General features: G+C 70.7%; 20 protein-coding genes. 12 read left to right on the top strand and 8 right to left on the bottom strand.

The annotated features are described in order from the left end of the window. Window positions 1–37 precede the first annotated feature (37 nt). The 4 genes from ACWFR3_RS02560 to ACWFR3_RS02545 form a co-directional block, all read right to left on the bottom strand. The gene (locus tag ACWFR3_RS02560; protein WP_453732663.1) at window positions 38–1,009 is read right to left on the bottom strand and encodes an acyl-ACP desaturase; all 972 of its coding nucleotides are present in this window, start codon (window positions 1,007–1,009) and stop codon (window positions 38–40) included. 182 nt (window positions 1,010–1,191) lie between these two features. Continuing rightward, the gene (gene ddaH, locus ACWFR3_RS02555; protein WP_453732662.1) at window positions 1,192–1,968 is read right to left on the bottom strand and encodes a dimethylargininase; all 777 of its coding nucleotides are present in this window, start codon (window positions 1,966–1,968) and stop codon (window positions 1,192–1,194) included. A gap of 74 nt (window positions 1,969–2,042) precedes the next feature. Beyond that, on the bottom strand, window positions 2,043–4,337 hold the full coding sequence (locus tag ACWFR3_RS02550; protein ID WP_453732661.1) for an ATP-binding cassette domain-containing protein: 2,295 nt from the start codon (window positions 4,335–4,337) through the stop codon (window positions 2,043–2,045). A 10-nt stretch (window positions 4,338–4,347) separates the two neighbouring features. Continuing rightward, window positions 4,348–5,979, bottom strand: coding sequence for an ABC-F family ATP-binding cassette domain-containing protein (locus tag ACWFR3_RS02545; protein WP_453732660.1), 1,632 nt, complete (start codon window positions 5,977–5,979; stop codon window positions 4,348–4,350). A gap of 311 nt (window positions 5,980–6,290) precedes the next feature. Between ACWFR3_RS02545 and ACWFR3_RS02540 the strand changes: the two genes are divergently transcribed. Together ACWFR3_RS02540 and ACWFR3_RS02535 are read left to right on the top strand one after the other, a co-directional pair. Beyond that, entirely contained in the window at window positions 6,291–6,974 is a 684-nt protein-coding gene (locus ACWFR3_RS02540; protein ID WP_453732659.1) for a GOLPH3/VPS74 family protein, read from the top strand. 98 nt (window positions 6,975–7,072) lie between these two features. Beyond that, window positions 7,073–7,945 (top strand): isocitrate lyase/PEP mutase family protein, encoded by an 873-nt coding sequence (locus ACWFR3_RS02535; protein WP_453732658.1) that lies wholly within the window; start codon window positions 7,073–7,075, stop codon window positions 7,943–7,945. Window positions 7,946–7,970: 25 nt separating this feature from the next. Here ACWFR3_RS02535 and ACWFR3_RS02530 read toward each other — a convergent pair whose 3' ends face one another. After that, complete coding sequence (locus ACWFR3_RS02530; protein WP_453732657.1) at window positions 7,971–8,387, bottom strand: SsgA family sporulation/cell division regulator; 417 nt, start codon at window positions 8,385–8,387, stop codon at window positions 7,971–7,973. Between the two features lie 171 nt (window positions 8,388–8,558). Between ACWFR3_RS02530 and ACWFR3_RS02525 the strand changes: the two genes are divergently transcribed. Beyond that, complete coding sequence (locus tag ACWFR3_RS02525; protein WP_453732656.1) at window positions 8,559–9,683, top strand: WD40/YVTN/BNR-like repeat-containing protein; 1,125 nt, start codon at window positions 8,559–8,561, stop codon at window positions 9,681–9,683. 18 nt (window positions 9,684–9,701) lie between these two features. Here the strand turns inward: ACWFR3_RS02525 and ACWFR3_RS02520 are convergent, their stop codons facing one another. After that, entirely contained in the window at window positions 9,702–9,998 is a 297-nt protein-coding gene (locus ACWFR3_RS02520; protein WP_453732655.1) for a YciI family protein, read from the bottom strand. Window positions 9,999–10,135: 137 nt separating this feature from the next. On the opposite strand from ACWFR3_RS02520, the gene ACWFR3_RS02515 reads away from it, so the two are divergent. Then, window positions 10,136–10,702 (top strand): hypothetical protein, encoded by a 567-nt coding sequence (locus ACWFR3_RS02515; protein WP_453732654.1) that lies wholly within the window; start codon window positions 10,136–10,138, stop codon window positions 10,700–10,702. Continuing rightward, window positions 10,699–11,454: an endonuclease V gene (locus ACWFR3_RS02510; protein ID WP_453732653.1), complete on the top strand. Its 756-nt coding sequence runs from the start codon at window positions 10,699–10,701 to the stop codon at window positions 11,452–11,454. The genes ACWFR3_RS02515 and ACWFR3_RS02510 overlap by 4 nt, the downstream gene beginning before the upstream one ends. Here the strand turns inward: ACWFR3_RS02510 and ACWFR3_RS02505 are convergent. Then, window positions 11,426–12,646 carry a saccharopine dehydrogenase family protein gene (locus ACWFR3_RS02505; protein ID WP_453732652.1) on the bottom strand — a complete coding sequence of 407 codons (1,221 nt, stop codon included), beginning with the start codon at window positions 12,644–12,646 and terminating at the stop codon, window positions 11,426–11,428. The two genes, ACWFR3_RS02510 and ACWFR3_RS02505, sit on opposite strands and share 29 nt — an antisense overlap. 183 nt (window positions 12,647–12,829) lie before the next feature. Here ACWFR3_RS02505 and ACWFR3_RS02500 point away from each other — a divergent pair, with 183 nt between their 5' ends. The 6 genes from ACWFR3_RS02500 (at window position 12,830) to ACWFR3_RS02475 (ending at window position 20,675) form a co-directional block, all read left to right on the top strand. After that, a complete protein-coding gene (locus ACWFR3_RS02500) occupies window positions 12,830–13,978 on the top strand; it encodes a CaiB/BaiF CoA transferase family protein (protein WP_453732651.1) in 1,149 nt (382 codons plus the stop codon). Further along, complete coding sequence (locus tag ACWFR3_RS02495) at window positions 13,978–15,003, top strand: LLM class F420-dependent oxidoreductase (RefSeq protein WP_453732650.1); 1,026 nt, start codon at window positions 13,978–13,980, stop codon at window positions 15,001–15,003. Before ACWFR3_RS02500 ends, ACWFR3_RS02495 begins: the two co-directional genes overlap by 1 nt. A 19-nt stretch (window positions 15,004–15,022) precedes the next feature. After that, complete coding sequence (locus ACWFR3_RS02490; RefSeq protein WP_453732649.1) at window positions 15,023–16,165, top strand: acyl-CoA dehydrogenase family protein; 1,143 nt, start codon at window positions 15,023–15,025, stop codon at window positions 16,163–16,165. Between the two features lie 40 nt (window positions 16,166–16,205). Next, the gene (locus tag ACWFR3_RS02485; protein WP_453732648.1) at window positions 16,206–17,426 is read left to right on the top strand and encodes an acetyl-CoA C-acetyltransferase; all 1,221 of its coding nucleotides are present in this window, start codon (window positions 16,206–16,208) and stop codon (window positions 17,424–17,426) included. Window positions 17,427–17,675: 249 nt separating this feature from the next. After that, complete coding sequence (locus ACWFR3_RS02480; RefSeq protein WP_453732647.1) at window positions 17,676–19,844, top strand: 3-hydroxyacyl-CoA dehydrogenase NAD-binding domain-containing protein; 2,169 nt, start codon at window positions 17,676–17,678, stop codon at window positions 19,842–19,844. Window positions 19,845–19,952: 108 nt separating this feature from the next. Beyond that, on the top strand, window positions 19,953–20,675 hold the full coding sequence (locus ACWFR3_RS02475) for a hypothetical protein (RefSeq protein ID WP_453732646.1): 723 nt from the start codon (window positions 19,953–19,955) through the stop codon (window positions 20,673–20,675). 37 nt (window positions 20,676–20,712) lie between these two features. On the opposite strand, the gene ACWFR3_RS02470 is transcribed toward ACWFR3_RS02475, so the two are convergent. Next, window positions 20,713–21,447, bottom strand: a complete 735-nt coding sequence (locus ACWFR3_RS02470; RefSeq protein ID WP_453732801.1) for a MerR family transcriptional regulator — start codon at window positions 21,445–21,447, stop codon at window positions 20,713–20,715. A 162-nt stretch (window positions 21,448–21,609) separates the two neighbouring features. On the opposite strand from ACWFR3_RS02470, the gene ACWFR3_RS02465 reads away from it, so the two are divergent. Beyond that, the gene (locus tag ACWFR3_RS02465; RefSeq protein WP_453732645.1) at window positions 21,610–23,421 is read left to right on the top strand and encodes an AMP-dependent synthetase/ligase; all 1,812 of its coding nucleotides are present in this window, start codon (window positions 21,610–21,612) and stop codon (window positions 23,419–23,421) included. Window positions 23,422–23,621: the final 200 nt, after the last annotated feature.

Here is a 23,621-nt window from a genome sequence, read left to right as displayed (position 1 = left end):
CGAAGCGGCGCTGAAGCACCACCCACCCGCAGGATGCCTACTTCCCCCGGGCAGCCATCCGCGCCTTGCGAGCAGCAAGCTTCTCGTCGAACTTGGCCGCCTCGGTGTCGAGCCCGTGCATGTACAGGCCGAGCTCCTCCTGCGCCTTGAGTCCCTCGGGGCCGAGCCCGTCGATGTCCATGACCTTCAGGTAGCGCAGGACGGGCTGGATCACGTCGTCGTGGTGGATGCGCATGTTGTAGATCTCGCCGATCGCCATCTGCGCGGCAGCCCGCTCGAAGCCGGGCATGCCGTGTCCGGGCATGCGGAAGTTGACGACGACGTCGCGCACGGACTGCATGGTCAGGTCGGGGGCGAGCTCGAAGGCCGCGCCCAGGAGGTTGCGGTAGAAGACCATGTGCAGGTTCTCGTCGGTGGCGATGCGCGCCAGCATGCGGTCGCAGACCGGGTCGCCCGACTGGTGTCCCGTGTTGCGGTGCGAGACGCGGGTCGCGAGCTCCTGGAAGGCCACGTACGCGACGGAGTGCAGCATCGAGTGGCGGTTGTCGGACTCGAAGCCCTCGGCCATGTGCGCCATGCGGAACTGCTCGAGCTTGTCCGGGTCCACGGCGCGCGAGGCCAGGAGGTAGTCGCGCATCACGATGCCGTGGCGGCCCTCCTCGGCGGTCCAGCGGTGCACCCAGGTGCCCCAGGCGCCGTCGCGGCCGAAGAGCGAGGCGATCTCGTGGTGGTAGCTGGGGAGGTTGTCCTCGGTCAGGAGGTTGACGACGAGGGCGACCTTGCCGATGTCGGTCACCTTGGACTGCTCGGGCTCCCAGGCCTCGCCGTCCTCGAAGTAGCCGGGGAAGTTCCGGGCGTCGCTGAACGGGACGTACTCGTGCGGCATCCAGTCCTTGGCCACCTTCAGGTGGCGGTTGAGCTCCTTCTCGACCACTTCTTCCAGGGCGAACAGCAACCGGGCGTCGGTCCAGTCGTCCGTGCTGCCGAGATGCGGAGAGGTGATCGTCACGGGGGCTCCAGGGGGACGGGAGTTTTTTTGCGGATTACGTGCGTAGGGGTTACGCGATAACACGAGCGGGTGCTATCTACCTACGGTCTCGTAGGTTACGTTGCCGTAGGTTAAGCCCTCCGTAAAGTGGCTGAGTCAGGGGGTCCCAAAAGCCCCTCACGTCCCACCCGCCCCGGGACTGGTCAGGCGTACAGCTCTCTGAGCCGCACTGAGAGGCATGTCACACAGCCTTCGAGCTTCTCGAACTCGCTGATATCCACTGACACCGGGTCGAAACCGAGATCCGCGAGCAGCTCCGCGCTCTTGGGCGCACTCGCCGCAAGGAGCAGTTTCGAGCCACCGAGCAGCACCACGTGCGCCCCGGATTCCTCGGGAACCGGCAGGAAGCGCGGGAAGAGCGAGGGGGTGTCCACGAGCGGCGGGTGGCCGATGACAGTGCCATCGGGCAGCGCCGTCACCGCCGACTTCAGGTGCAGGACCTTGCTCACCGGGACGGCCACGATCCGCGCCCCCAGCGGCTCGAAGGCGGCCCGCAGCTGCCGGACCCCGTCGGCGTTCGTGCGCCCGCCGCGCCCCACGTAGATCGTGTCGTCGACCTTCAGGATGTCGCCGCCGTCGAGGGTGCCCGGCTCCCACACCCAGTTGACGGAGGCGCCGAGCCGGGCCACGGCCTCCTCCACGGCGGCTGTCTCCGCCCGCCGGGACTCGGCGCCGGGCCGGGCGATCAGCGCCACGTTGCGGAAGACGACGACCGCGTCCTCGACGAAGACCGAGTCCGGGCAGTCGTCGGCGGGCTCCACCTCGATCGTCTCCCAGCCGTGCGCCCGCAGCGCTTCGGCGTACGCCACCCACTGGTCAAAGGCGAGACCCGCGTCGACCGGGGTCCGTTCGACGTGCGTGACCAGGCCTTCCGCGAGACGCGGTCCTGGCCGGCGGATCAGCGCTTTCCTGCTGGGCACGGGATGTTCTCCGTAGGGACGCAGCGGCGGGGGTGCCCCGCCCGGTGATCGCCGGGCCGGGGTGCTGCCGCACATCATGCAGTGTGCAAGGGGTCCAGGCCCAGGTCTCGTCGCAGATGAGCGGCGGTGAACGAGCCTTCTGTCCCGATCAGGTCGCCCGGCGTGCCTTCGAAGACGACGCGGCCGCCGTGCTTGCCGCCGTCGGGTCCGAGGTCGATCACCCAGTCCGCGTGCTTGACGACCTCCAGGTTGTGCTCGACGACGACCACGGTGTTACCCGCGTCGACGAGCCGGTCAAGGAGAGCGAGCAGGCCGTCCACGTCCGCCATGTGCAGGCCGGTCGTCGGCTCGTCCAGGACGTACGTCGTGCCGGTGCGGTGCAGCTGTGTGGCCAGCTTGATGCGCTGCCGCTCACCGCCCGACAGGGTGCTCAGCGGCTGCCCGAGCGTCAGATAGGTGAGCCCCACCTCGTGCAGGGCCCGCAGCCGGCGGCGTACGCCCGTGTCGTCCACCGCGGCGAGGAAGTCCAGGGCGCGCTCGGCCGTCATGTCGAGCACGTCGGCGACGGAGCTGCCGTTGACGGTCAGCCGGAGCACCTCGTCCTTGAAACGGCGCCCCTCGCACGCCTCGCAGGTCGTCGTCACCGGGTCCATGAACGCGAGGTCGCTGTAGATGATCCCGCGACCCTGGCAGCTCTCGCACGCGCCGGCGGAGTTGAAGCTGAAGAGCCCCGCGTCCCGGCCGCTCTCGCGGGCGAACAGCTTGCGCAGCGAGTCCATGATCCCGAGGTACGTCGCCGGGGTCGACCGGCCCGAGATGCCGATGCCCGACTGGTCGACGACGACGGCGTCCGGATGCTCGGCGACGAACGCCCGCGAGACCAGGGTGCTCTTGCCCGAGCCCGCGACACCCGTCACCGCCGTGAGCACCCCCGTGGGCACGCGCACACTGACGTTCTTGAGGTTGTGCAGATCGGCGCCCTTGACCCACCGCCCGCCGATGGCCTCGCGCGGGCTCTCCTTGACGCCCGTGGCGCGCCGCAGATGCCGGCCGGTGAGCGTGTCCGCGCGGCGAAGCTCGTCCGGCGTCCCCTCGAACACCACCGAGCCCCCGCCCGTGCCCGCCGTCGGGCCCATGTCGACGACATGGTCGGCGACCGCGATCACGTCCGGGTCGTGCTCGACGACCAGCACGGTGTTCCCCTTGTCGCGCAGGCGCAGCAGCAGGTCGTTGAGCCGCCCCACGTCACGCGGGTGCAGGCCGACGCTGGGCTCGTCGAAGATGTACGTCATGCCGGTGAGGCTGGAGCCCAGATGCCGCACCGTCTTCAGGCGCTGGCCCTCGCCACCGGACAGCGTGGACGTCTCGCGGCCGAGGCTGAGGTAGCCGAGGCCGATCGCCTCGATCCGTTCGAGCGCCGCCACGGCCGCCGCCGCGATCGGTCCGGCCACCGGGTCGTCGATCGGCTCCAGGGCGGCGATGAGGTCGGTGACCTCCATGCGGGCGCAGTCGGCGATGTTCATGCCGCCGATACGGGTGGCGAGCGCCGCCTCGTTCAGCCGCGCACCGTCGCAGACATCGCATGTGCCCTCGGCGAGGAAGCGCTGCACCAGATCGCGGGTCTTCTGGCTGAGCGTCGACAGGTCGCGGTTGAGGTAGAGCCGCTCGAAGCGGTCGGCGAGCCCTTCGTAGTCGATGTCGCGGGTCGCGCCGCCGCTGTTGTCGACGTTGACCTTGGCGCCCTTCTTGCCGCCGCGCATCAGGAACTCCCGCTCCCGCGCGCTGAATTCACCCACCGGCTTGTGCGGGTCCAGGTCGGGGGTGTTGGTGTACGTCTGTCCCTGCCAGGTCCCCGCGGTGAACGGCGGGAAGATGATCGCGCCGTCCGCCAGGGACTTGGCGGGGTCCAGGATGCGGTCGTAGTCGGGCCGTACGGTCTTGCCCAGGCCGTGGCACGCGGGGCACATGCCCGACGGGTCGTTGAACGAGTACGCGGTCGCGGGACCGGCACTCGGTGTGCCGTGCCGGGAGAACAGCACGCGCATCACCGAGTAGATGTCCGTCATGGTGCCCACCGTCGACCGGGAGTGGCCGCCGATCGGCCGCTGGTCGACGACGATCGCGGGCGAGAGCTCCTCGATGGTGTCCGCGTGCGGCCGCTCGTACTTCGGCAGCCGGTTGCGGACGAACCACGTGAAGGTCTCGTTCAGCTGGCGCTGCGACTCGACCGCGATCGTGTCGAACACGACCGACGACTTCCCCGACCCCGAGACGCCGGTGAAGACCGTGAGCCGGTCCTTCGGAATGCGCAGGCTCACCTCCTTGAGGTTGTTCTCACGGGCTCCGGTGATCGTGATGGATTGGTGCATACACGCGAAGCTAGCCCGAATACCCGACATCTTCTGTCGTGATTTCCTTCATCTCGCCGTCCAGGAGCAGCCAGCGTGTGATGCCGATCGACTCCAGGAACGGCACGTCGTGACTGGCCACGATCAGCGCTCCCTCATACGACTCCAGGGCCGTGGCCAGCTGCTTCACGCTCGCCATGTCGAGGTTGTTGGTCGGTTCGTCGAGCATCAGGAGCTGCGGCGCGGGCTCCGCGAGCAGCAGCGCGGCCAGCGCCGCACGGAACCGCTCGCCGCCCGACAGGGTCGCCGCCCGCTGGTCGGCCCGCGCCCCCTTGAACAGGAAGCGGGCCAGGCGGGCCCGGATCCGGTTGTTGGTGGCGTCGGGCGCGAAGCGGGCCACGTTCCCGGCGACGGTCAGCTCGTCGTCGAGCACGTCGAGCCGCTGTGGCAGGAAACGCAGCGGGACGTGCGCCAGTGCCTCTCCCTCCACGGCGTCCAGCTCCCCGGCGATGGTGCGCAGGAGCGTGGTCTTGCCCGCGCCGTTGCGGCCGACCAGTGCGATCCGCTCCGGACCACGGATCTCGAACTCGCCCTGTACGCGGGCCCCGTAACGCAAAGTCAGCTCGCTCAGGGTGAGCACGGTGCGGCCCGGCGGGACCGCGGTGAAGGGCAGGTCGACGCGGATCTCTTCGTCGTCCCGCACCGCCTCGACGGCGTCGTCAAGGCGCTCCTTCGCCTCGGTGAGTTTCTCCTCGTGCATGATGCGGTGCTTGCCCGCGGACACCTGGGCCTGGCGCTTGCGCTCGCTCATGACGACCTTCGGCTCGCGCTTGGTGTCCCACATCTTCTGGCCGTACCGCTTGCGACGGGCCAACTTGACCTGTGCGTCGGCCAGTTCGCGCTTCTGCTTCTTCAGGTCGGACTCGGCCACCCGCACCATGCGCTCGGCCGCCTCCTGCTCGGCGGCCAGTGCCTCCTCGTACGCGGTGAAGTTGCCTCCGTACCACTTGACCTCTCCGTCCCGCAGATCGGCGATCTGGTCGACCAGGTCCAGGAGCTCGCGGTCGTGGCTGACCACGACCAGGACACCGGACCACGCGTCGACGGCCTGGTAGAGACGCCGACGCGCGTACAGATCAAGGTTGTTGGTGGGTTCGTCGAGCAGGAGCACGTCGGGGCGGCGCAGCAGCAGCGCGGCCAGGCGAAGGAGCACGGACTCGCCGCCCGACACCTCCCCGGTGGTGCGGTCGAGACCGATGTGACCGAGGCCGAGCTGATCGAGGGTCGCCACCGCGCGCTCCTCGACGTCCCAGTCGTCGCCGACCGCCGTGAAGTGCTCCTCGGTCACGTCGCCCGCCTCAATGGCGTGCAGGGCGGCGCGAGTCGAGCTGATGCCGAGCACCTCGTCGACGCGCAGATTGGTGTCGAGGGTGACGTTCTGCGGCAGGTATCCGATGTCGCCCGCGACGCGTACGGCGCCCTCGCTCGGCCTGAGCTCACCTGCGACGAGCTTCAACAGGGTTGATTTCCCCGACCCGTTGACGCCGATGAGGCCTGTCCTGCCCGGTCCGAAGGCCACTTGGAGTCCATCGAAGACGCCGGTGCCGTCCGGCCAGGTGAAGTCGAGCGACGTGCAGGTGATGGAGGTGGGGGTAGTAGACATGTGGTCCTCGCGGTTGCGTGAGATGAAGCGCGGTCAAGGGGCAACGCGTTTCGGGACACCGCGGGGCGCGACAGCAGGACAGGAGCAGCGTCATCAGGAGGCGAGGACAGAAAAAAAGGGCCCTGCGCCGGGGGACGGCTCGTACGCCGAGGTCGCACGCAACGTACACGGCCCAGCCGTGTGACGCGGTGACTCCAGACCTCAGACGAGCAACGTCCTACTCCTATCGGCGACAACAGAACCGCTATACACCGTACGGTGCACCTCGGCGACTGTCAACGATTTATCGTGACCGCGGACAAGGAGGCCCCATGCCCTATGGCTCGCTCTCACTGCCGATGCGGATCTACCTGCTGGCCTGGGACACCGGTCGCAGCAGGATCACCGGCGCCCCCGACCTGCACTACGCGGTGCGGGCCTGCGCGCTCGCCGAGCTGGCCCAGCGCGGGCTCGTCTCGGACGCGGGCGGCATCGTCACCCCGGTCTTCGGCGCCCGCACCGGTGACGCGGGCCTGGACAGCGTCCTCGAACTCATCGAGGAGTCCCGGCCCCGCAAATGGCGCGGCTGGGTCACGCACAAGGCCCGCCACACCCTGGACCGGGTGCGCGACCAGCTGGTGTCCGAGGGCTTTCTGCGCACGGAGCGCACCCGGATCTTCGGGATCTTCCCCTCCCGGCGCTACGAGCTTGAGCGCGCCGGGTACGTCGAGGTCCTGCACGCCGAGGCGCTCGCGGTCCTGCGCGGTCCGGTGCCGGTGTCCGAGGTGCCCGCGGGCGACGCGGCCCTGGTGGTGTGCGCGGCGACGGGCAAACTGCGCGGCATCATCTCGGGCAAGGACCGCAGGCAGCACAAGGACCGGCTCGACGAGCTCACCGAGCGGAGCGGGGCGCCCGCCCCGGGGCTGCCCGAAGTGATGCAGCGGCTGCGCAAGGCGCTGGCATCGGCGGTCACGGCCGCGGAGGCGGCCAGGTCCGGCGGCAGTGGGGGCGGCTGAGGGGCGATCGCGCGGGCGATCGGGAGGGCCGCGCGGCGCACACGTACATGTCGGATTCTCGCCGGCTCAGGTCCCCGCGCCGCTGATTGAGTGACCGCATGACGACGAACCTTCGTGATCACGCTTCGACATTCCGGGCCCTGCACGTCGCGGGCCGGCCGCTCGTGCTGCCGAACGCGTGGGACGCGGCCAGTGCCCGCGTCATCGAGGCCGCCGGAGCCGCGGCCGTGGCCACCACCAGCGCCGGTGTCGCGTGGGACCTCGGCGCGGCGGACGGCGACCGGCTCGGCAGGGACCGTGCGCTCGGCGCGGTCGCCCGGATCGCGGCGGCGGTCGGGGTGCCGGTGACCGCCGACATCGAGAGCGGCTACGGGTCGGACCCGGCGGGTGTCGCGCGCACGGTGCGCGACGTGCTCGCGGCGGGTGCCGTCGGCGTGAACATCGAGGACGCGCTGTACGGAGGGGACGCACTGCGGGAAGGGGACGCGCTGTACGAGGCGGGGGACGCACCGCTGCGTTCGGTCGCCGGGCAGGCGGAGCGCATCGCGGCGGCCCGCGCGGCTGCCGACGCGGCGGACGTGCCGCTCTTCATCAACGCGCGCGTCGACACGTATCTGCGCGGGGTGGGGGAGCGGGCGGATCGCGCAGGTCTGACCCTGGAGCGGGCAGCCGCCTTCCTGGCCGCCGGAGCGGACGGGATCTTCGTGCCGGGGGCCGTGGATCCGGCGACGGTGAAGACGCTTGTCGAGGGCATCGAAGGACCGCTCAACGTGATGGCGGGACCCGGTGCCCCGTCGGTCGCCGAGTTCGCCGGTCTCGGGGTCGCGCGGATCAGCGTGGGCGCGGGCATCGCACAGGCCGCGCACGCGATCGCACGCGAGGCCGCGCGTGAGCTGCTCGCCGAGGGGACGTACACGTCGCTCGCGGGCGGACTCGACTACGGGGAACTGAACACGCTGCTCGCCGGGTGATGCCGGGGGTGACGCGGGCGAGGGTTCAGCAGGCGTCCCGCATCAGCTCGGCGAGGTCCTGGTCCAGGTCGACGTAGAGGTGCTCGTCGCCCGCGGGCACCAGGGCCAGCGTGCGGTGCAGGAAGCGGCGCAGCTCCCCGGTGCGGATGTGGACGATCGCCGTGCCCTCCGGAGCGTGGAACTCCACGACGGTGCGGTCGAATCCGTACGGCCGCACGCGGACGTCGCCGTCGCCCACCGCCTGCTCCATCCCCCGGGTGAACAGCTCGCGGGCAAAGGTCCAGTAGACCTCGATGCCCTCGAGCGTCGCCGGGGCGGGGAAGCTCATGCGGACGGCGAACGGATCACTCCGGTCGTAGTGCAGCGACGCGGGAATCGTCGGCATCCGCGGTGCGGCGGCGACGAGGCGGGCCTCTACGGCTTGATCGATGCTGGTGGACAAGGCCTGCTCCCTCAACTACAGCTGGACGACTCGGGTCGACACTTGGATAGACGTCGGAATGACGGAATCCGTGCACGCGAACACAGAGTGACCTCGGTCACCGCGCGCTCTTCACCGTCTTCACAGAAATCGCGGAAGGAATCATGCGTTCCGGTGGTAACTTCGCCGGCCATGAAGTCCTTGGGGAAGACGAGATGGTCGCGATCCGTGGGTCGCGTGGTGTCGGTGGGGCTGTGCGGGGCCGCTCTCGCCGCGACGTCGCTTGCCGCGCCGGGGCTTGCCCGGGCGGCTCCCGGGGCCTCGGAGAGCAGGTCACAGCCGCGCGGCAGCTGGGAACTCAAGGACAGCGGCACCGACGCCCGCTTCCGCGGTCTCGCCGCCGTCAGCCGCAGGACCGCCTGGGCGGCGGGCACGAAAGGCACCGTGCTGCGTACCTCGGACGGCGGCGGCAGATGGCGTAACGTCTCGCCGCCCGGAGCCGGGGAACTGGAGTTCCGCGACATTGAGGCGTTCGACGGCCGCCGCGCGGTGGTCCTCGCCATCGGCGAGGGGGAGGCATCCCGGGTCTTCCGCACGGCGGACGGCGGGGCGACCTGGACTGAGTCCTTCCGCAACACCGACCCCAAGGCCTTCTACGACTGCATGACGTTCTTCGACCGCAGCCACGGCCTGGCGATGAGCGACCCGGTGGACGGCAGGTTCCGCATCCTGTCCACCGCCGACGGCGGCCGCTCCTGGAAGGTCCTGCCCGACAAGGGCATGCCCGCCGCGCAGGAGGGCGAGGCGGGCTTCGCCGCGAGCGGCCAGTGCCTGGTGAGCTCCGGCCCGCGCGACGTATGGCTGGCCACCGGGGGCGCGGCACGCGCGCGTGTCCTGCACTCCGCCGACCGCGGCCGCACCTGGAGGGCCACCGACGCCCCGATCCCGGCGGGCGACCCGGCGCGCGGCGTCTTCGGCCTCGCCTTCCGCGACCGTACGCACGGCATCGCGGTCGGCGGCGACTACCGCGCCGACCAGCCCTCTCCGAAGGCCGCGGCCACCACCGGCGACGGCGGCCGCACCTGGGCCACGGCCGAGCAGCCCCCGCCCGCCTACCGGTCCGGGGCGGCCTGGCTGCCGGGCAGCCGCACGGGCGCCCTCGCGGTCGGGCCGAGCGGCACGGATGTCACCACGGACGGCGGGCGCACCTGGCGGACGGTCGACACGGGGTCGTACGACACCGTGGACTGCACGCGGGACCGGGCCTGCTGGGCGTCCGGCGAGAAGGGCCGGATCGCGCGCTGGGAGCGGGACTAGGCGGCTTCTGCGGCGTGCCTAGGGAAGCACCTGCCGGTAGGGGGCGAGTTCCGGGGCCGTCTTCGTGGCGATGAACTCGGTGATGCGGTACTCGCAGACCTCCGCGACCACGAAGGGGTCGCTCGACGCGATCTTCTCGATGGCCGCACGGTCGTCGGCCACGGCGATGAGGACGCCGCCGTCGCGCGGATTCTTGCGCCCCGACGCGATGACGACGCCCTGCGCGTACAGCTGGTCGAGCCAGGCGACGTGGGCCTCGAGCTCCTTGTCGACGGCGGACACGGGCGCGGTGTAGGTCAACTCGAGAACGAACATGATCGCGAGGCTACCGCCGCCGCCCGCCGGGCGTCGCCGCGGCCCCGGGGCGTTCGCTTTATCCTGATCGTTCAACCGGTCGCTCCATGGGGCGACTTCTTGATGCGTGGCCGCCCCATTTCTGCCGGGAGTTCGCTTTGCTGTACAGGAAGACCGCTCCGCGCGCCGCCGCGACCGTGGCCGTGCTCGCCCTCGCGCTGACCGCCTGCGGGGGCGGCGACGGCAAGAAGGACGCCGCGCAGACGTCCGAGGGCGGGGTGCGCGCGACCGGCGAGAGCGCCACCGGCGAGGCCAACGAGGGCCTCGTCTCGGTCTTCTACGACGTCACCGCGCAGAAGGTCGAACTGGGCACGGAGGCCGAGACCGCGAAGATGGTGGTGGAGCCCGAGCTGGCCAAGGGCCTGATCCCGGCCGTCGCCTACGTGAAGTACACGCACGAGACCGGCCCGACCCTCACGCAGAGCCCCCGCGCCAGCCAGCCCGCCAGGGTCTGGGCGGACGGCAGGCGCGGAACCCTGATCGTGGGCGCCGCCGACCACAGGCCGGGCTGCGAGGCTCCCTCGTCCATCAAGGGCTGGAAGAAGGGCGAGACGCACGTCATGTGCGAGACCTACCTGGTCCCCAAGGACGCCAAGAAGCTCGAGGTCCACTGGTCCCAGCTGAACGGCGAGCCGTTCATCTGGAAGTTCGCGGCCACCAAGTGACGGCCTTCGACGCGCCGGCCGTCTTCGACGCGCCCGCCGACTGGCCCGCCGACGAGCGGACCGCCCGCGCCGTCCAGGACGGCCTCCGCGCCAGGACCGTGCTCGACGAGGAGGGCCCGCCGCCGGGCACGGGGCACGTCACGGGAGTCGACGTCGCCTACGACGACGAGCGCGACATCGTCGCCGCGGCAGTTGTCGTCCTGGACGCCGCGACACTCGACGTCGTCGAGGAGGCGACCGCGGTGGGCCGCGTGGCCTTCCCCTACGTGCCCGGCCTGCTCGCCTTCCGTGAGGTCCCCGCCGTCCTCGCCGCCCTGGGGCGGCTCGCAGCCGATCCGGGCCTGGTCGTCTGCGACGGCTACGGCATCGCGCACCCCCGCCGGTTCGGCCTCGCCAGCCACCTCGGCGTCCTCACCGGGCTGCCCACGATCGGCGTGGCCAAGAACCCCTTCACGTTCACGTACGAGGCGCCCGGCGCACCGCGGGGCAGCGCGGCCCCCCTCCTGGACGGAGCGGAGGAGATCGGCCGCGCCCTGCGCACCCGCCAGGACGTCAAGCCGGTCTTCGTCTCCGTCGGTCACCGGGTGAGCCTGGACAACGCCTGTGCCCACACGCTGCGCCTGACGCCGCGCTACCGCCTCCCGGAGTCGACGCGGCGCGCGGACGCCCTGTGCCGCGCGGCCCTGCGCGAGGCGAGCGGCGCGGCACAGGGCGACGGGTCCGCTACCGCGACGCCGCCACCCGGAACCTGAGCCCCGCGGCCGTCAGCCGCTCCGTCAGCGCATCGCCCATCGCCACGGCCGTGGTCAGCTGCCCTGCCACCGGCGGCAGGTCGTCGACGGCCAGGCACAGCGCCGCCTCGCCCAGCATCTTCGCCGTCTCGTCGTACCCCGGATCGCCGCCCGAGACCTCCGTGAAGACCCGCTTGCCGCCGCCCTCGCCGACGAACCGCACGGAGAACCAGCTCTCGGCCCGCCGCTGCTCGCTGGGTCCCTCGCCCGGCTTCATCCGGGAGGACAACCACCGCCGGGCGGGCGGCAGCTGCGCCGCGACCGCAAGACCGCTGACGGCCGCAGCGCCGCCGACCGCGAACGGCAGGGTCTTCACGGCCGCGTAGTGGCGGTAGCGGAAGTCGGGCCCGTAGCGCTCCAGGGCCCGCGCCGAGCGCTGCACCACCTGCGGGTCGATCGTCGGCAGGGGCAGGGCCCAGGCGCCGACCTCGCCCGCGTACCGGGGCGCGCTCGGCGGTGCGTACGCCTTGCGGCCCACCTGGCGCGGCTCGTGCCGGCGGCGGTCCCGCGCGGCGGCCATCATCTGCGGCCCGCGGGAGAACTGGGTGAGCGCGGAGGCGAACGTGCCGCCGGAGAACGTGGCGTTGGTGCGCACGAACCCGTCGACGCGCAGCGGCACGCCCTCCGGGAGCTGGCGCACCGTGAAGTACGCGCCCAGGTCGTGCGGGACGGAGTCGAAGCCGCAGGAGTGCACCAGGCGCGCGCCCGTCTCCCTGGCCGTGGCGTCGTGCCGCACGTAGGTGAGGTCGACGAACTCGGGCTCGCCGGTGAGGTCCACGTAGTCCGTGCCCGCCTGAGCGCACGCGGCGACGAGCTCCTGGCCGTACGTGAGGTAGGGGCCGACGGTCGTGGCCACCACGCGCGCCCGGCCCGCCATCTCGCGCAGGGACGCCTCGTCCGCCACGTCCGCGCGGACCAGGGGGAGCTCCGCGCAGGCCGGGTGGTCGACGGTGAGCTTGTCCCGCAGCCGCTCCAGCTTCGCGGTGTCACGTCCCGCGATCGCCCAGCGCAGCCCTGCGGGCGCGTGCGCGGCGAGGTACCGCGCGGTGAGCACTCCCACGAAACCGGTCGCTCCGAAGAGGACGATGTCGTACGCGCGGTCCGCCGCGCGCTTCTTGCCGTTGCCGCCGTCGTTGCCGTTCTGACTGGTCATGGCACCTCTCTGCCGTGCGCCCCACGTCGATGTCGGACGCAGAGGCTAGCGCGCGAAGGGGGACGGCCACACGGCCCGTCCCCAATTTGTCTAAGCGCTTGCTTGCTAGGGTCTTGTGCGGAGTGGAACACGTTCTTAGCATCACTGGTGTTACATCAGTTGTGTCATAACGCTGGGGGCTCAATGGCAGTTCCGGACAAGGGCGTTCTCGGACCGCTCGCAGGGGTGCGCGTGGTCGAACTGGCGGGCATCGGCCCCGGCCCGTTCGCGGCCATGCTCCTCGCCGACCTCGGCGCCGACGTCGTACGCGTCGACCGTCCCGGCGGCGGCGGTCTCGCGATCAATCCCGAGTACGACGTCACCAACCGCAACAAACGCTCCGTGATCGTCGACCTCAAGGCGGCGGACGGCGCGGACCGCGTCCTGGACCTGGTGGACCGCGCCGACGTGCTCATCGAGGGCTACCGCCCCGGCGTCGCCGAGCGCCTCGGCGTCGGGCCCGGCGCCTGTCACGCCCGCAACCCGAAGCTCGTCTACGGCCGGATGACCGGCTGGGGGCAGGAGGGCCCGCTCGCCCAGCGCGCCGGGCACGACATCGCGTACATCGCGATCACCGGCACCCTCGGCATGATCGGCAACCCCGGTGAGCCGCCCACCGTCCCCGCGAACCTCGTCGGCGACTACGCGGGCGGCTCGCTCTATCTCGTCGTCGGCATCCTCGCCGCCCTGCACCACGCGCGCGAGAGCGGCGCAGGCCAGGTCGTGGACGCCGCGATCGTCGACGGCACCGCGCACCTCACGTCGATGATCCACGGCATGCTCGCGGGCGGCGGCTGGCAGGACCGGCGCGGCGCCAACCTCCTGGACGGCGGCTGCCCCTTCTACGGCAACTACGAGACCGCCGACGGCGGTTACATGGCCGTCGGCGCCCTTGAGCAGCAGTTCTACGACGAGTTCAGCGAGCTCCTCGGCCTGACGGACGAGGCGCCCGCCCGCAAGGACCTCGCGCGCTGGGGCGAATTGCGCGAGGCGGTCGCCGCCCGCTTCAAGGCGCGCACGCGCGAGGAGTGGACGGCCGTCTTCGAGGGCTCCGACGCGTGCGTCGCGCCCGTGCTCTCGCTCTCCGAGGCTCCCGGCCATCCCCACCTCGCGGCCCGCGGCACCTTCGTCGACCACGGCGGCATCACCCAGCCCGCTCCCGCGCCCCGCTTCTCCGCGACCCCCACGCATGTCCGGGGCGGCCCCGCCCAGCCGGGCGCCGACACCGAGGACGTGGCCCGCGACTGGGGCGTACCGGCCCTCACGGACACCACCACGAAGGAAGAAAGCTGATGGAGATCTCCGCACCTCTCGCCTACGCGGGCGACCCGCGGCAGGCCGCCGACGAGGTGGCCGCGCTGGAGTCCGCGGGCCTGGACGCCGTCTGGGTGGCGGAGGCGTACGGCTTCGACTCGCCCACCATCATGGGCTACCTGGCCGCGCGCACCGAGCGTATGAAGATCGGCGCCGCGATCCTCAACGTCTACTCGCGCACCCCCGCCCTCATCGCCCAGACGGCCGCCGGACTCGACGCGATCTCCGGCGGCCGGGCGATCATCGGACTCGGCGCTTCGGGCCCGCAGGTCGTCGAGGGCTGGCACGGAAAGCCGTACGACAAGCCCCTGGCCCGCACCCGCGAGGCCATCGAGCTGACCCGCCGCATCCTGCGCCGCGAGGTCATCGACCACCACGGCATCACGGACATGCCGCTGCCCGCGGAGAAGGGCGGCAAGCTGGGCAAGCCGCTGAAGATCCTCACCAAGCCGGTCCGCTCCGAAGTGCCCCTCTACGTAGCGTCGCTCGGCCCCGCCAACGTCCGCATGACCGCGGAGATCGCCGACGGCTGGCTGCCCACGCTGTTCATCCCGGAGAAGGCCCACCAGGTGTGGGGCGCTTCGCTCGCCGAGGGCAAGGAGAAGCGCGATCCGGCGCTCGGCCCGTTGCAGACGGTCGCCGGCGGCCTCCTGTCCATCGGGGAGGACGCGGCCGCCGCACGGGATTTGGCCCGGCCGCAAATCGCCCTCTACGTAGGCGGCATGGGCGCACCGGGGAAGAACTTCTACAACGACCTCGCGGTCGCGTACGGCTACGAGGAGGAGGCCAGGTGCATCCAGGAGCTGTATCTCTCGGGCAAGAAGAAGGAAGCGGAGGCCGCCGTCCCGGACGAGTTCTGCGAACTCATGACGCTGTGCGGGCCCGAGAGCTACGTCCGCGAGCGCGTCGAGGCCTTCCGTGAGGCGGGCGTCACCATGCTCAACGTCATTCCCGTCGGTCCCGAGCCGGCCAAGTCGATCGAAACCGTCAAGGGCTGGCTCTGAAGGCTCCAGGAGGCCGTACGTGAAGCGACAGATCTTCTCCGCAGAACACGAGGCGTTCCGCGAGACCGTCCGCACCTTCCTCAGCAAGGAAGTGCTGCCCCACTACGAAGAGTGGGAGAAGGACGGGATCGTCAGCCGTGACGCCTGGCTCGCCGCGGGCAAGCAGGGACTGCTCGGGCTCGCCGTGCCCGAGGAGTACGGAGGCGGCGGGAACACCGACTTCCGCTACAGCGCGGTCCTCGCCGAGGAGTTCACCCGCGCGGGCGCGGCCGGGCTCGCGCTCGGCCTGCACAACGACATCATCGGCCCGTATCTGACCTCCCTGGCCACCGACGACCAGAAGCGGCGCTGGCTGCCCGGCTTCTGCTCCGGCGAGATCATCACGGCCATCGCGATGACCGAACCGGGCGCGGGCTCCGACCTCCAGGGCATCCGCACCACCGCCACCGACCAGGGCGATCACTGGCTGCTCAACGGCTCCAAGACCTTCATCTCGAACGGCATCCTCGCCGACCTCGTGGTCGTCGTCGCCAAGACCTCCCCGGAGGGCGGCGCGAAGGGCCTGTCCCTCCTCGTCGTCGAGCGCGGCATGGACGGCTTCGAGCGGGGCCGCAACCTCGACAAGATCGGCCAGAAGTCCCAGGACACCGCCGAGCTGTTCTTCAACGACGTACGCGTCCCCAAGGAGAACCTCCTCGGCGAGCTGGACGGCGCCTTCATCCACCTGATGACGAACCTCGCGCAGGAGCGCATGGGCATCGCCGTCGCCGGGATCGCCGCCGCCGAGCACCTCTTGGAGATCACGAAGACGTACGTCAAGGAGCGCGAGGCCTTCGGACGCCCGCTCTCCAAGCTCCAGCACATCCGCTTCGAGATCGCCGAGATGGCGACCGAGTGCGCGGTCACCCGGACCTTCCTCGACCGCTGCATCGTCGATCACTCGAACGGCGAGCTCGACGCCGTGCACGCCTCGATGGCCAAGTGGTGGGCCACCGAACTGCAAAAGCGCGTCGCCGACCGCTGCCTGCAACTGCACGGCGGATACGGCTACATGACCGAGTACCGCGTCGCCAAGGCCTTCACCGACGGCCGCATCCAGACGATCTACGGAGGCACGACCGAGATCATGAAGGAGATCATCGGCCGCTCCCTGCTCGCCTGACCCTCACCTTCGAAGTTCTTTTTTGCGAAAGGCTGCTGTCTTGACCACCGAAGCGTACGTATACGACGCGATCCGCACCCCGCGCGGACGCGGCAAGGCCAATGGCGCCCTGCACGGCACCAAGCCGATCGACCTCGTCGTCGGTCTGATCCACGAGATCCGGGCGCGGTTCCCCGACCTGGACCCGGCGGCCGTCGACGACATCGTGCTCGGCGTCGTGGGCCCCGTCGGCGACCAGGGCTCCGACATCGCGCGCGTCGCGGCCATCGCCGCCGGTCTTCCGGACACCGTCGCGGGAGTCCAGGAGAACCGCTTCTGCGCCTCGGGCCTCGAAGCGGTCAACATGGCCGCGATGAAGGTGCGTTCGGGCTGGGAGGACCTCGTCCTCGCGGGCGGCGTCGAGTCGATGTCGCGCGTCCCGATGGGCTCGGACGGCGGCGCCTGGTTCGCCGACCCGATGACCAACTACGAGACGGGCTTCGTGCCGCAGGGCATCGGCGCCGACCTGATCGCCACGGTGGAGGGCTACTCCCGGCGTGACGTCGACGAGTACGCGGCCCTGTCCCAGGAGCGCGCCGCCGCTGCCTGGAAGGACAACCGCTTCGAGAAGTCCGTCGTGCCGGTGAAGGACCGCAGCGGCCTGGTCGTCCTGGACCACGACGAGTTCATGCGTCCCGGCACCACCGCCGACTCGCTCGCGAAGCTGAAGCCGTCCTTCAAGGACATCGGCGACCTCGGCGGCTTCGACGCCGTCGCGCTCCAGAAGTACCACTGGGTCGAGAAGATCGACCACGTCCACCACGCGGGCAACTCCTCCGGCATCGTGGACGGCGCCGCCCTGGTCGCCATCGGCACCAAGGAGGTCGGCGAGCGCTACGGGCTCACCCCGCGCGCCCGCATCGTCTCCGCGGCCGTCTCCGGCTCCGAGCCGACCATCATGCTCACGGGGCCCGCCCCGGCCGCCCGCAAGGCGCTCGCCAAGGCGGGTCTGACCATCGACGACATCGACCTCGTCGAGATCAACGAGGCCTTCGCGGCGGTCGTGCTGCGCTTCGTCAAGGACATGGGCCTGTCCCTGGACAAGGTGAACGTCAACGGCGGCGCGATCGCGTTGGGCCATCCCCTGGGCGCGACCGGGGCGATGATCCTGGGCACGCTGGTCGACGAGCTGGAGCGTCAGGACAAGCGGTACGGGCTCGCCACGTTGTGCGTGGGCGGAGGCATGGGGATCGCCACGATCGTCGAGCGGATCTCCGGCTAAGCGCCGCAGGGGCTGCTGTCCGTCGCCGACTGCGGGTGCTTCGTGGCTGGTCGCGCAGTTCCCCGCGCTCCTGAAAGCTGCGGCTTCGCCGCGCTTTCCCCTGAGGAGGCAGCGCACGAAGTGCGCGGCTCCTCAGGGGCGCGGGGAACTGCGCGAGCAACCCACCACGATCCGCAGTCGGCGACGCACAGGTCAGTCCACCCCAGTAGCCGCCCACCCCGCCCGCAACAGACTTCACGGAGAAACGTCATGACGCAAAGCACCATCCGCTGGGAACAGGACGACACCGGCGTCGTAACCCTCGTCCTCGACGACCCCAACCAGTCCGCGAACACCATGAACCAGGGCTTCAAGGACTCCATCGCGGCGATCGCCGCGCGCGCGGAGGCCGAGAAGGACTCCATCCGCGGCATCATCTACACCTCCGCGAAGAAGACCTTCTTCGCGGGCGGTGACCTCAAGGACATGATGCAGGCGGGCCCCGAGAACGCGCAGGACGCGTTCGAGGCGGGCGTCGCCATCAAGGCCTCCCTGCGCCGCATCGAGACCCTGGGCAAGCCGGTCGTCGCCGCGATCAACGGCGCGGCCCTGGGCGGCGGCTACGAGATCGCCCTCGCCAGCCACCACCGCGTCGCGCTCGACGCGTCCGGCTCCAAGATCGGCCTGCCCGAGGTCACCCTCGGCCTGCTCCCGGCGGGCGGCGGCGTGACCCGCACCGTGCGCCTCATGGGCATCGCGGACGCGCTGCTCAAGGTGCTCCTCCAGGGCACCCAGTACTCCCCGAAGCGCGCCCTGGAGAACGGCCTCGTCCACGAAGTGGCGGCCACCCGCGAAGAGATGATCGAGAAGGCCCGCGCCTTCATCGACGCCAACCCCGAGTCGGCCCAGCCCTGGGACAAGCCGGGCTACCGCATCCCGGGCGGCACCCCCGCCAACCCGAAGTTCGCGGCGAACCTGCCCGCGTTCCCGGCCAACCTCAAGAAGCAGATCAACGGCGCCCCCTACCCGGCCCCGCGCAACATCCTCGCGGCCGCCGTCGAGGGCTCCCAGGTCGACTTCGAGACCGCGCTGACCATCGAGGCCCGGTACTTCACCGAGCTGGTCACGGGACAGACCGCGAAGAACATGATCCAGGCGTTCTTCTTCGACCTGCAGGCCGTCAACTCCGGCGCCAACCGGCCCAAGGGCATCGAGGCACGCCAGGTCCGCAAGGCCGCCGTCCTGGGCGCCGGGATGATGGGCGCGGGCATCGCCTACTCCTGCGCCCGCGCGGGCATCGAGGTCGTCCTGAAGGACGTCTCCGCCGAGGCCGCCGCCAAGGGCAAGGCGTACTCCGAGAAGCTGTGCGCCAAGGCGGTGCAGCGGGGTCGTACGACTCAGGAGAAGGCCGACGCGCTGCTCGCCCGCATCACGGCGACCGCCGACCCGCAGGACCTCGCGGGCTGCGACGCCGTGATCGAGGCCGTCTTCGAGGACACCGCCCTCAAGCACAAGGTGTTCCAGGAGATCCAGGACGTCATCGAGCCGGACGCGCTGCTCTGCTCCAACACCTCGACGCTGCCCATCACGCAGCTCGCCGAGGGCGTCACGCGCCCCGTCGACTTCATCGGCCTGCACTTCTTCTCGCCCGTCGACAAGATGCCGCTCGTCGAGATCATCAAGGGTGAGCGGACCGGCGACGAGGCCCTGGCCCGCGCCTTCGACCTCGTACGCCAGATCAACAAGACGCCGATCGTCGTCAACGACTCGCGCGGCTTCTTCACCTCCCGCGTCATCGGGCACTTCATCAACGAAGGCGTCGCGATGGTCGGCGAGGGCATCGAGCCCGCTTCCGTCGAGCAGGCAGCGGCCCAGGCGGGCTACCCGGCGAAGGTCCTCTCCCTGATGGACGAGCTGACCCTCACCCTGCCGCGCAAGATCCGCAACGAGACCAAGCGCGCCGTCGAGGAAGCCGGCGGCACCTGGGCCGGGCACCCCTCGGACTCCGTCATCGACCGCATGGTCGACGAGTTCGAGCGCCCCGGCCGCAGCGGCGGAGCGGGCTTCTACGAGTACGTGGACGGCAAGCGCGCGGGCCTGTGGCCGGGTCTGCGCGAGCACTTCACCAAGCCGGGCACGGAGATCCCGTTCAAGGACATGCAGGAGCGGATGCTCTTCTCGGAGTCGCTCGACACCGTGCGCCTGGTGGAGGAGGGCGTCCTGACGTCGGTCGCGGACGCCAACATCGGCTCCATCTTCGGCATCGGCTTCCCCGGCTGGACCGGCGGCGTGCTCCAGTACATCAACGGCTACGAAGGCGGCCTGCCCGGATTCGTGGCACGTGCGCGTGAGCTGGCCGACCGCTACGGCGAGCGGTTCACGCCGCCCGCGCTGCTCGTCGAGAAGGCGGACAGGGGCGAGAAGTTCAGCGACAGCTGACGCTCTTCACCTGCGGTTCCGTCCCCTCCGGGGCGGAACCGCAGGCCTTCGCCCCCGCGTCGTATCCTCCCGTAGGACATGATCACGACAAACGGAGGATGTACCGCTGTGCGGTTCACGACTGGGGGAACGACGCGAGCAGTCGGCGTCGGAGTGCTGGTCCTCTCGCTGGCCCTGACGGGCTGCGGGGGCAAGAAGAAGAACAAGAAGCACAAGTCGCGTTCGGGCTCGTCGCACAGCCGCACCATCGGCGGCGCGGCCGGCGGTTCCGCCGCCAAGGGCGCCGGTTCGCTGAGCGGCGCGCGGGACGCCAAGGCGATCCTGCCGCCCGCCGAGACGATGCCCGCCGCCCTGCGCACCGTCTCCGCCGAGCTGCACAGCCGCGCCAAGGCGCCCTCCGTGTGCAAGGAGCCGACCGGCAAGTGCAAGGGCGCCGTCGCCAACGGCCGGGTCGGTTACCGCAGCAACGACAAGGCCGAGGGCGCGAGTTACGACCTGATCGTGTACCGCAACGAAAGCGCCGCCGGGCTCGCCTTCGCGGTCTGGGACCGCTACGTGCGCAACAACAAGCACGAGCTGCAGGTCGTTCAAGCGCCGCGGCAGGGCTCCGGCAGCGTCACCTTCGGGTTCGCGGGCCCCGCGCAGCAGAACACCCGGGAGATCGTCATCCTCCAGGGCAAGTTCGTCGCCACCCTGAAGGTCCGGGACACCTCCGGGGCCGCGGAGGCCACGAAGGACCTGAACGTTCTGGCCGAGGTCTATGCCACGCGGCTGCGGCAGGCCGCGCAGAACGAGACGCCGACGGCCACCGCGGCCAACGCCAGGGTCTAGCAGGGGAGCCGGGTCCGGCAGCGGAGCCGGGAGTGGCTCAGGAATCCTTGAGCCACTCCCGCAGCTCTTCCTTGAGGGAGCGCTGGAACGCCGTGACCAGCGCCTGCACCACCATCGGCTGCATATGGGCCGAAAGGGACCGCATCGCCGCCACGTGCTCGGGGTCCGACTCCCGCTCCCGGTAGGGACCCCACACCTCGTCGCGGAAGAGCCGGGACAGCTCGACGGCCGCCGAGCGCGTGTGCTCCATCAGGACCGTGCGCGCCGCCAGGATCGTCTCGTGCGCGATGGGCACGTCGAGCAGCTGCACACCGAGGCGCAGCAGTCCCGGATCCACGCTGTAGACCCCGGCGGGCTCGGCGGGCGCCACGACGCCCATCGCCGAGAGCCGGTCCAGGTCAGCGTCGGACAGCGGCCGTCCCGCCCGGCGCTCCAGCTCCGCGCGGTCGGTCTCCTCGGCCGAGTCGGGGGCCCAGGAGGCCACCACCGCGCGGTGGATGGCGAGGTCGTGCGCGCTCAGGTCGGGCGGCAGCTGCTCCAGATACCGCTCGATCGCGGCCAGCGTCATGCCCTGGTGCTGGAGCTCCTCGATGAGCCCGAGCCGGGACAGATGCTCCTGGCCGTAGTGACCGACCCGGCGCGGGCCGATCACGGGCGGCGGCAGCAGGCCCTTGGTGCCGTAGAAGCGGATCGTGCGGACGGTGACGCCCGCGCGGGCGGCCAGTTCGTCGACCGTGAGCGTCGGCTCGTCGGTGTCCGACGTCTTCGTCATCGTCATGGCAGCACATCGCCTTTCCGTTCGCGCACCGGCAGTTGTGCACCGATCAGGTGCAACAGTATTGCTGTCTCACCACTGTTGTGAAAGCGTCCCGCCCAGTCACTTGAAAGCGTCCGGCCCGGTCACTTGCTTCGTCGATGACGCCAGGAGGCGGTCATGACCACGATCCTGCGACTTCCCGGGGAACCCGCCGGCATCACCCTCCCCGCCCTGCTGCTGCGCAACGCCGAGGACCACGGTGACCGTCCCGCACTCTCCTGGCGCGCCGCTCCCGAAGGGGAGTGGACGACACTGACGTGGAGCGAGGCCCGCCGCAAGGTCGCCGTCCTCGCCGCCGGATACGCGGCGCTCGGCGTGCGGCGCGGCGAACACGTCCTCATGATGATGGGCAACCGTCCCGAACACTGGCTGAGCGATCTCGCCCTCGTGCACCTCGGCGCGGTCCCCGTCACCGTCTACGGCACATCCGCCCCCGAGCAGATCGCGCACATCGCCCGCCACAGCCGGGCCCGCTTCGCGGTCGTCGAGGGCGCCCGCGAACTGGACAGCTGGGAGCCCCTCCTTCCGGACGAGACGGTCCCGCTGGAGCGCCTGGTGGTCGTCGAGCCCGCCGAGGCGGGGACGCACCGCACGTACGGCTCCCTGCACGCCACAGGAAGCCGCCTCTTCGACCCGGACGGCTTCGAGAAGGCCTGGCGCGAGACCCGCGCCGCGGACCCGCTCACCGTCGTCTACACCTCGGGCACCACCGGCGATCCCAAGGGCGTGCGCATCACCCACCGCAACGTCGTCCTCAACGGCGTCGCCCTGGACGCCGTCGTCGAGGTGCCCGACTTCGTGGAGCACATCAGCTACCTCCCGTTCGCACACGTCGCGGAGCGCATGCTGGGCATCTACCTGCCGGTGTTCCGCGCCGCACACGTGTACCTGTGCGCGGATCCCGCCGCCGTGGCCGCGACCGCGCGCGAGCTGCGTCCCGCGCAGTTCTTCGGCGTCCCGCGCGTGTGGGAGAAGCTCGCCGCGTCGGTGAAGGCCGTGCTCGCGGGGCTTCCGTCGGAGAAGCGGGAGGCGATCGAGGCGGCGAACGAGACGACACGCGCGCGTGTGGAGTACGTCGAGCGCGGCGAGGACCCGCCGGCCGACCTGGAGGCGGCGTACCGCGAGGCCAAGGAGGAGATCCTCGACCCGCTGCTCTCCCTGGCCGGATTCGACCGCCTGGTGTGGACCGCCAGTGCGGCGGCGTCGATGCCCCTGGACGTCGTGCGCTTCTGGGCGGGCTTCGACATTCTGATCATGGACGCGTGGGGTCTGACGGAGACGACCGGGGTCGTCACCATCAACACTCCGGCCGATTTCCGGCTCGGCTCGGTGGGCAAGCCCCTGGACGGCCTGGAGGTCCGCACCACCGGCGACGGAGAGATCCTCGTGCGCGGCGCGACGGTCTTCGACGGCTATCTCCTTCCCGACGGCGGCGTCGAGTCGGCCTGCGACGCGGACGGCTGGTTCGCCACCGGCGACGTCGGGCGGATCGACGAGGACGGCTTCCTCTGGATCACCGACCGCAAGAAGGAACTGATCGTGACCTCGACGGGCAAGAACGTCTCGCCCGCGCTCGTCGAGAACACCCTCAAGGAGCACCCCCTCATAGGCCAGGCCCTCGTCCACGGCGACGGCCGCTCCTACCTGGTCGCGCTGCTCGTCCTGGACCCCGAGATGGCCCCCGTCTGGGCCGCCGCGCGGGGAGTCACGGGCGACCTGATGGCGAGCGAGGCCGTACAGGAGGAGGTCGAGCGGGCCGTGGAGGCGGCCAACGCGCGCCTCAACCGCACCGAGCAGGTCAAGCGCTACCGGCTCCTGGGGGAGGAGTGGAGCCCGGAGACGGGAGAACTGACCCCGTCCCTGAAGCTGCGCCGCAGGGTCATCCGGGAGAAGTACGGGGACGCCATCGACGGGCTGTACACGCAGTGACGCACCCGGTGATCCACGGTCTTTACACCCGGTGATCATTGTGTGTACACCCCCTGCCCACCATGTGAGAAGTGCCGCTATGTGACGTGCGCCACCGCATGTCGAGCGATCCCCGGGGGAAGGTGTCGCGTCGGTCCACGCACGTCAGGGGTGTCGTGGACCGAAGCACATCCGGACACCGGAGCTTTCCGGGCACCAGA

It is taken from the genome of Streptomyces sp. NPDC055189, from assembly GCF_053606765.1.
Note: the sequence above shows the minus strand (reverse complement) of the source record. Positions and strands in the feature narration are given on the sequence as shown.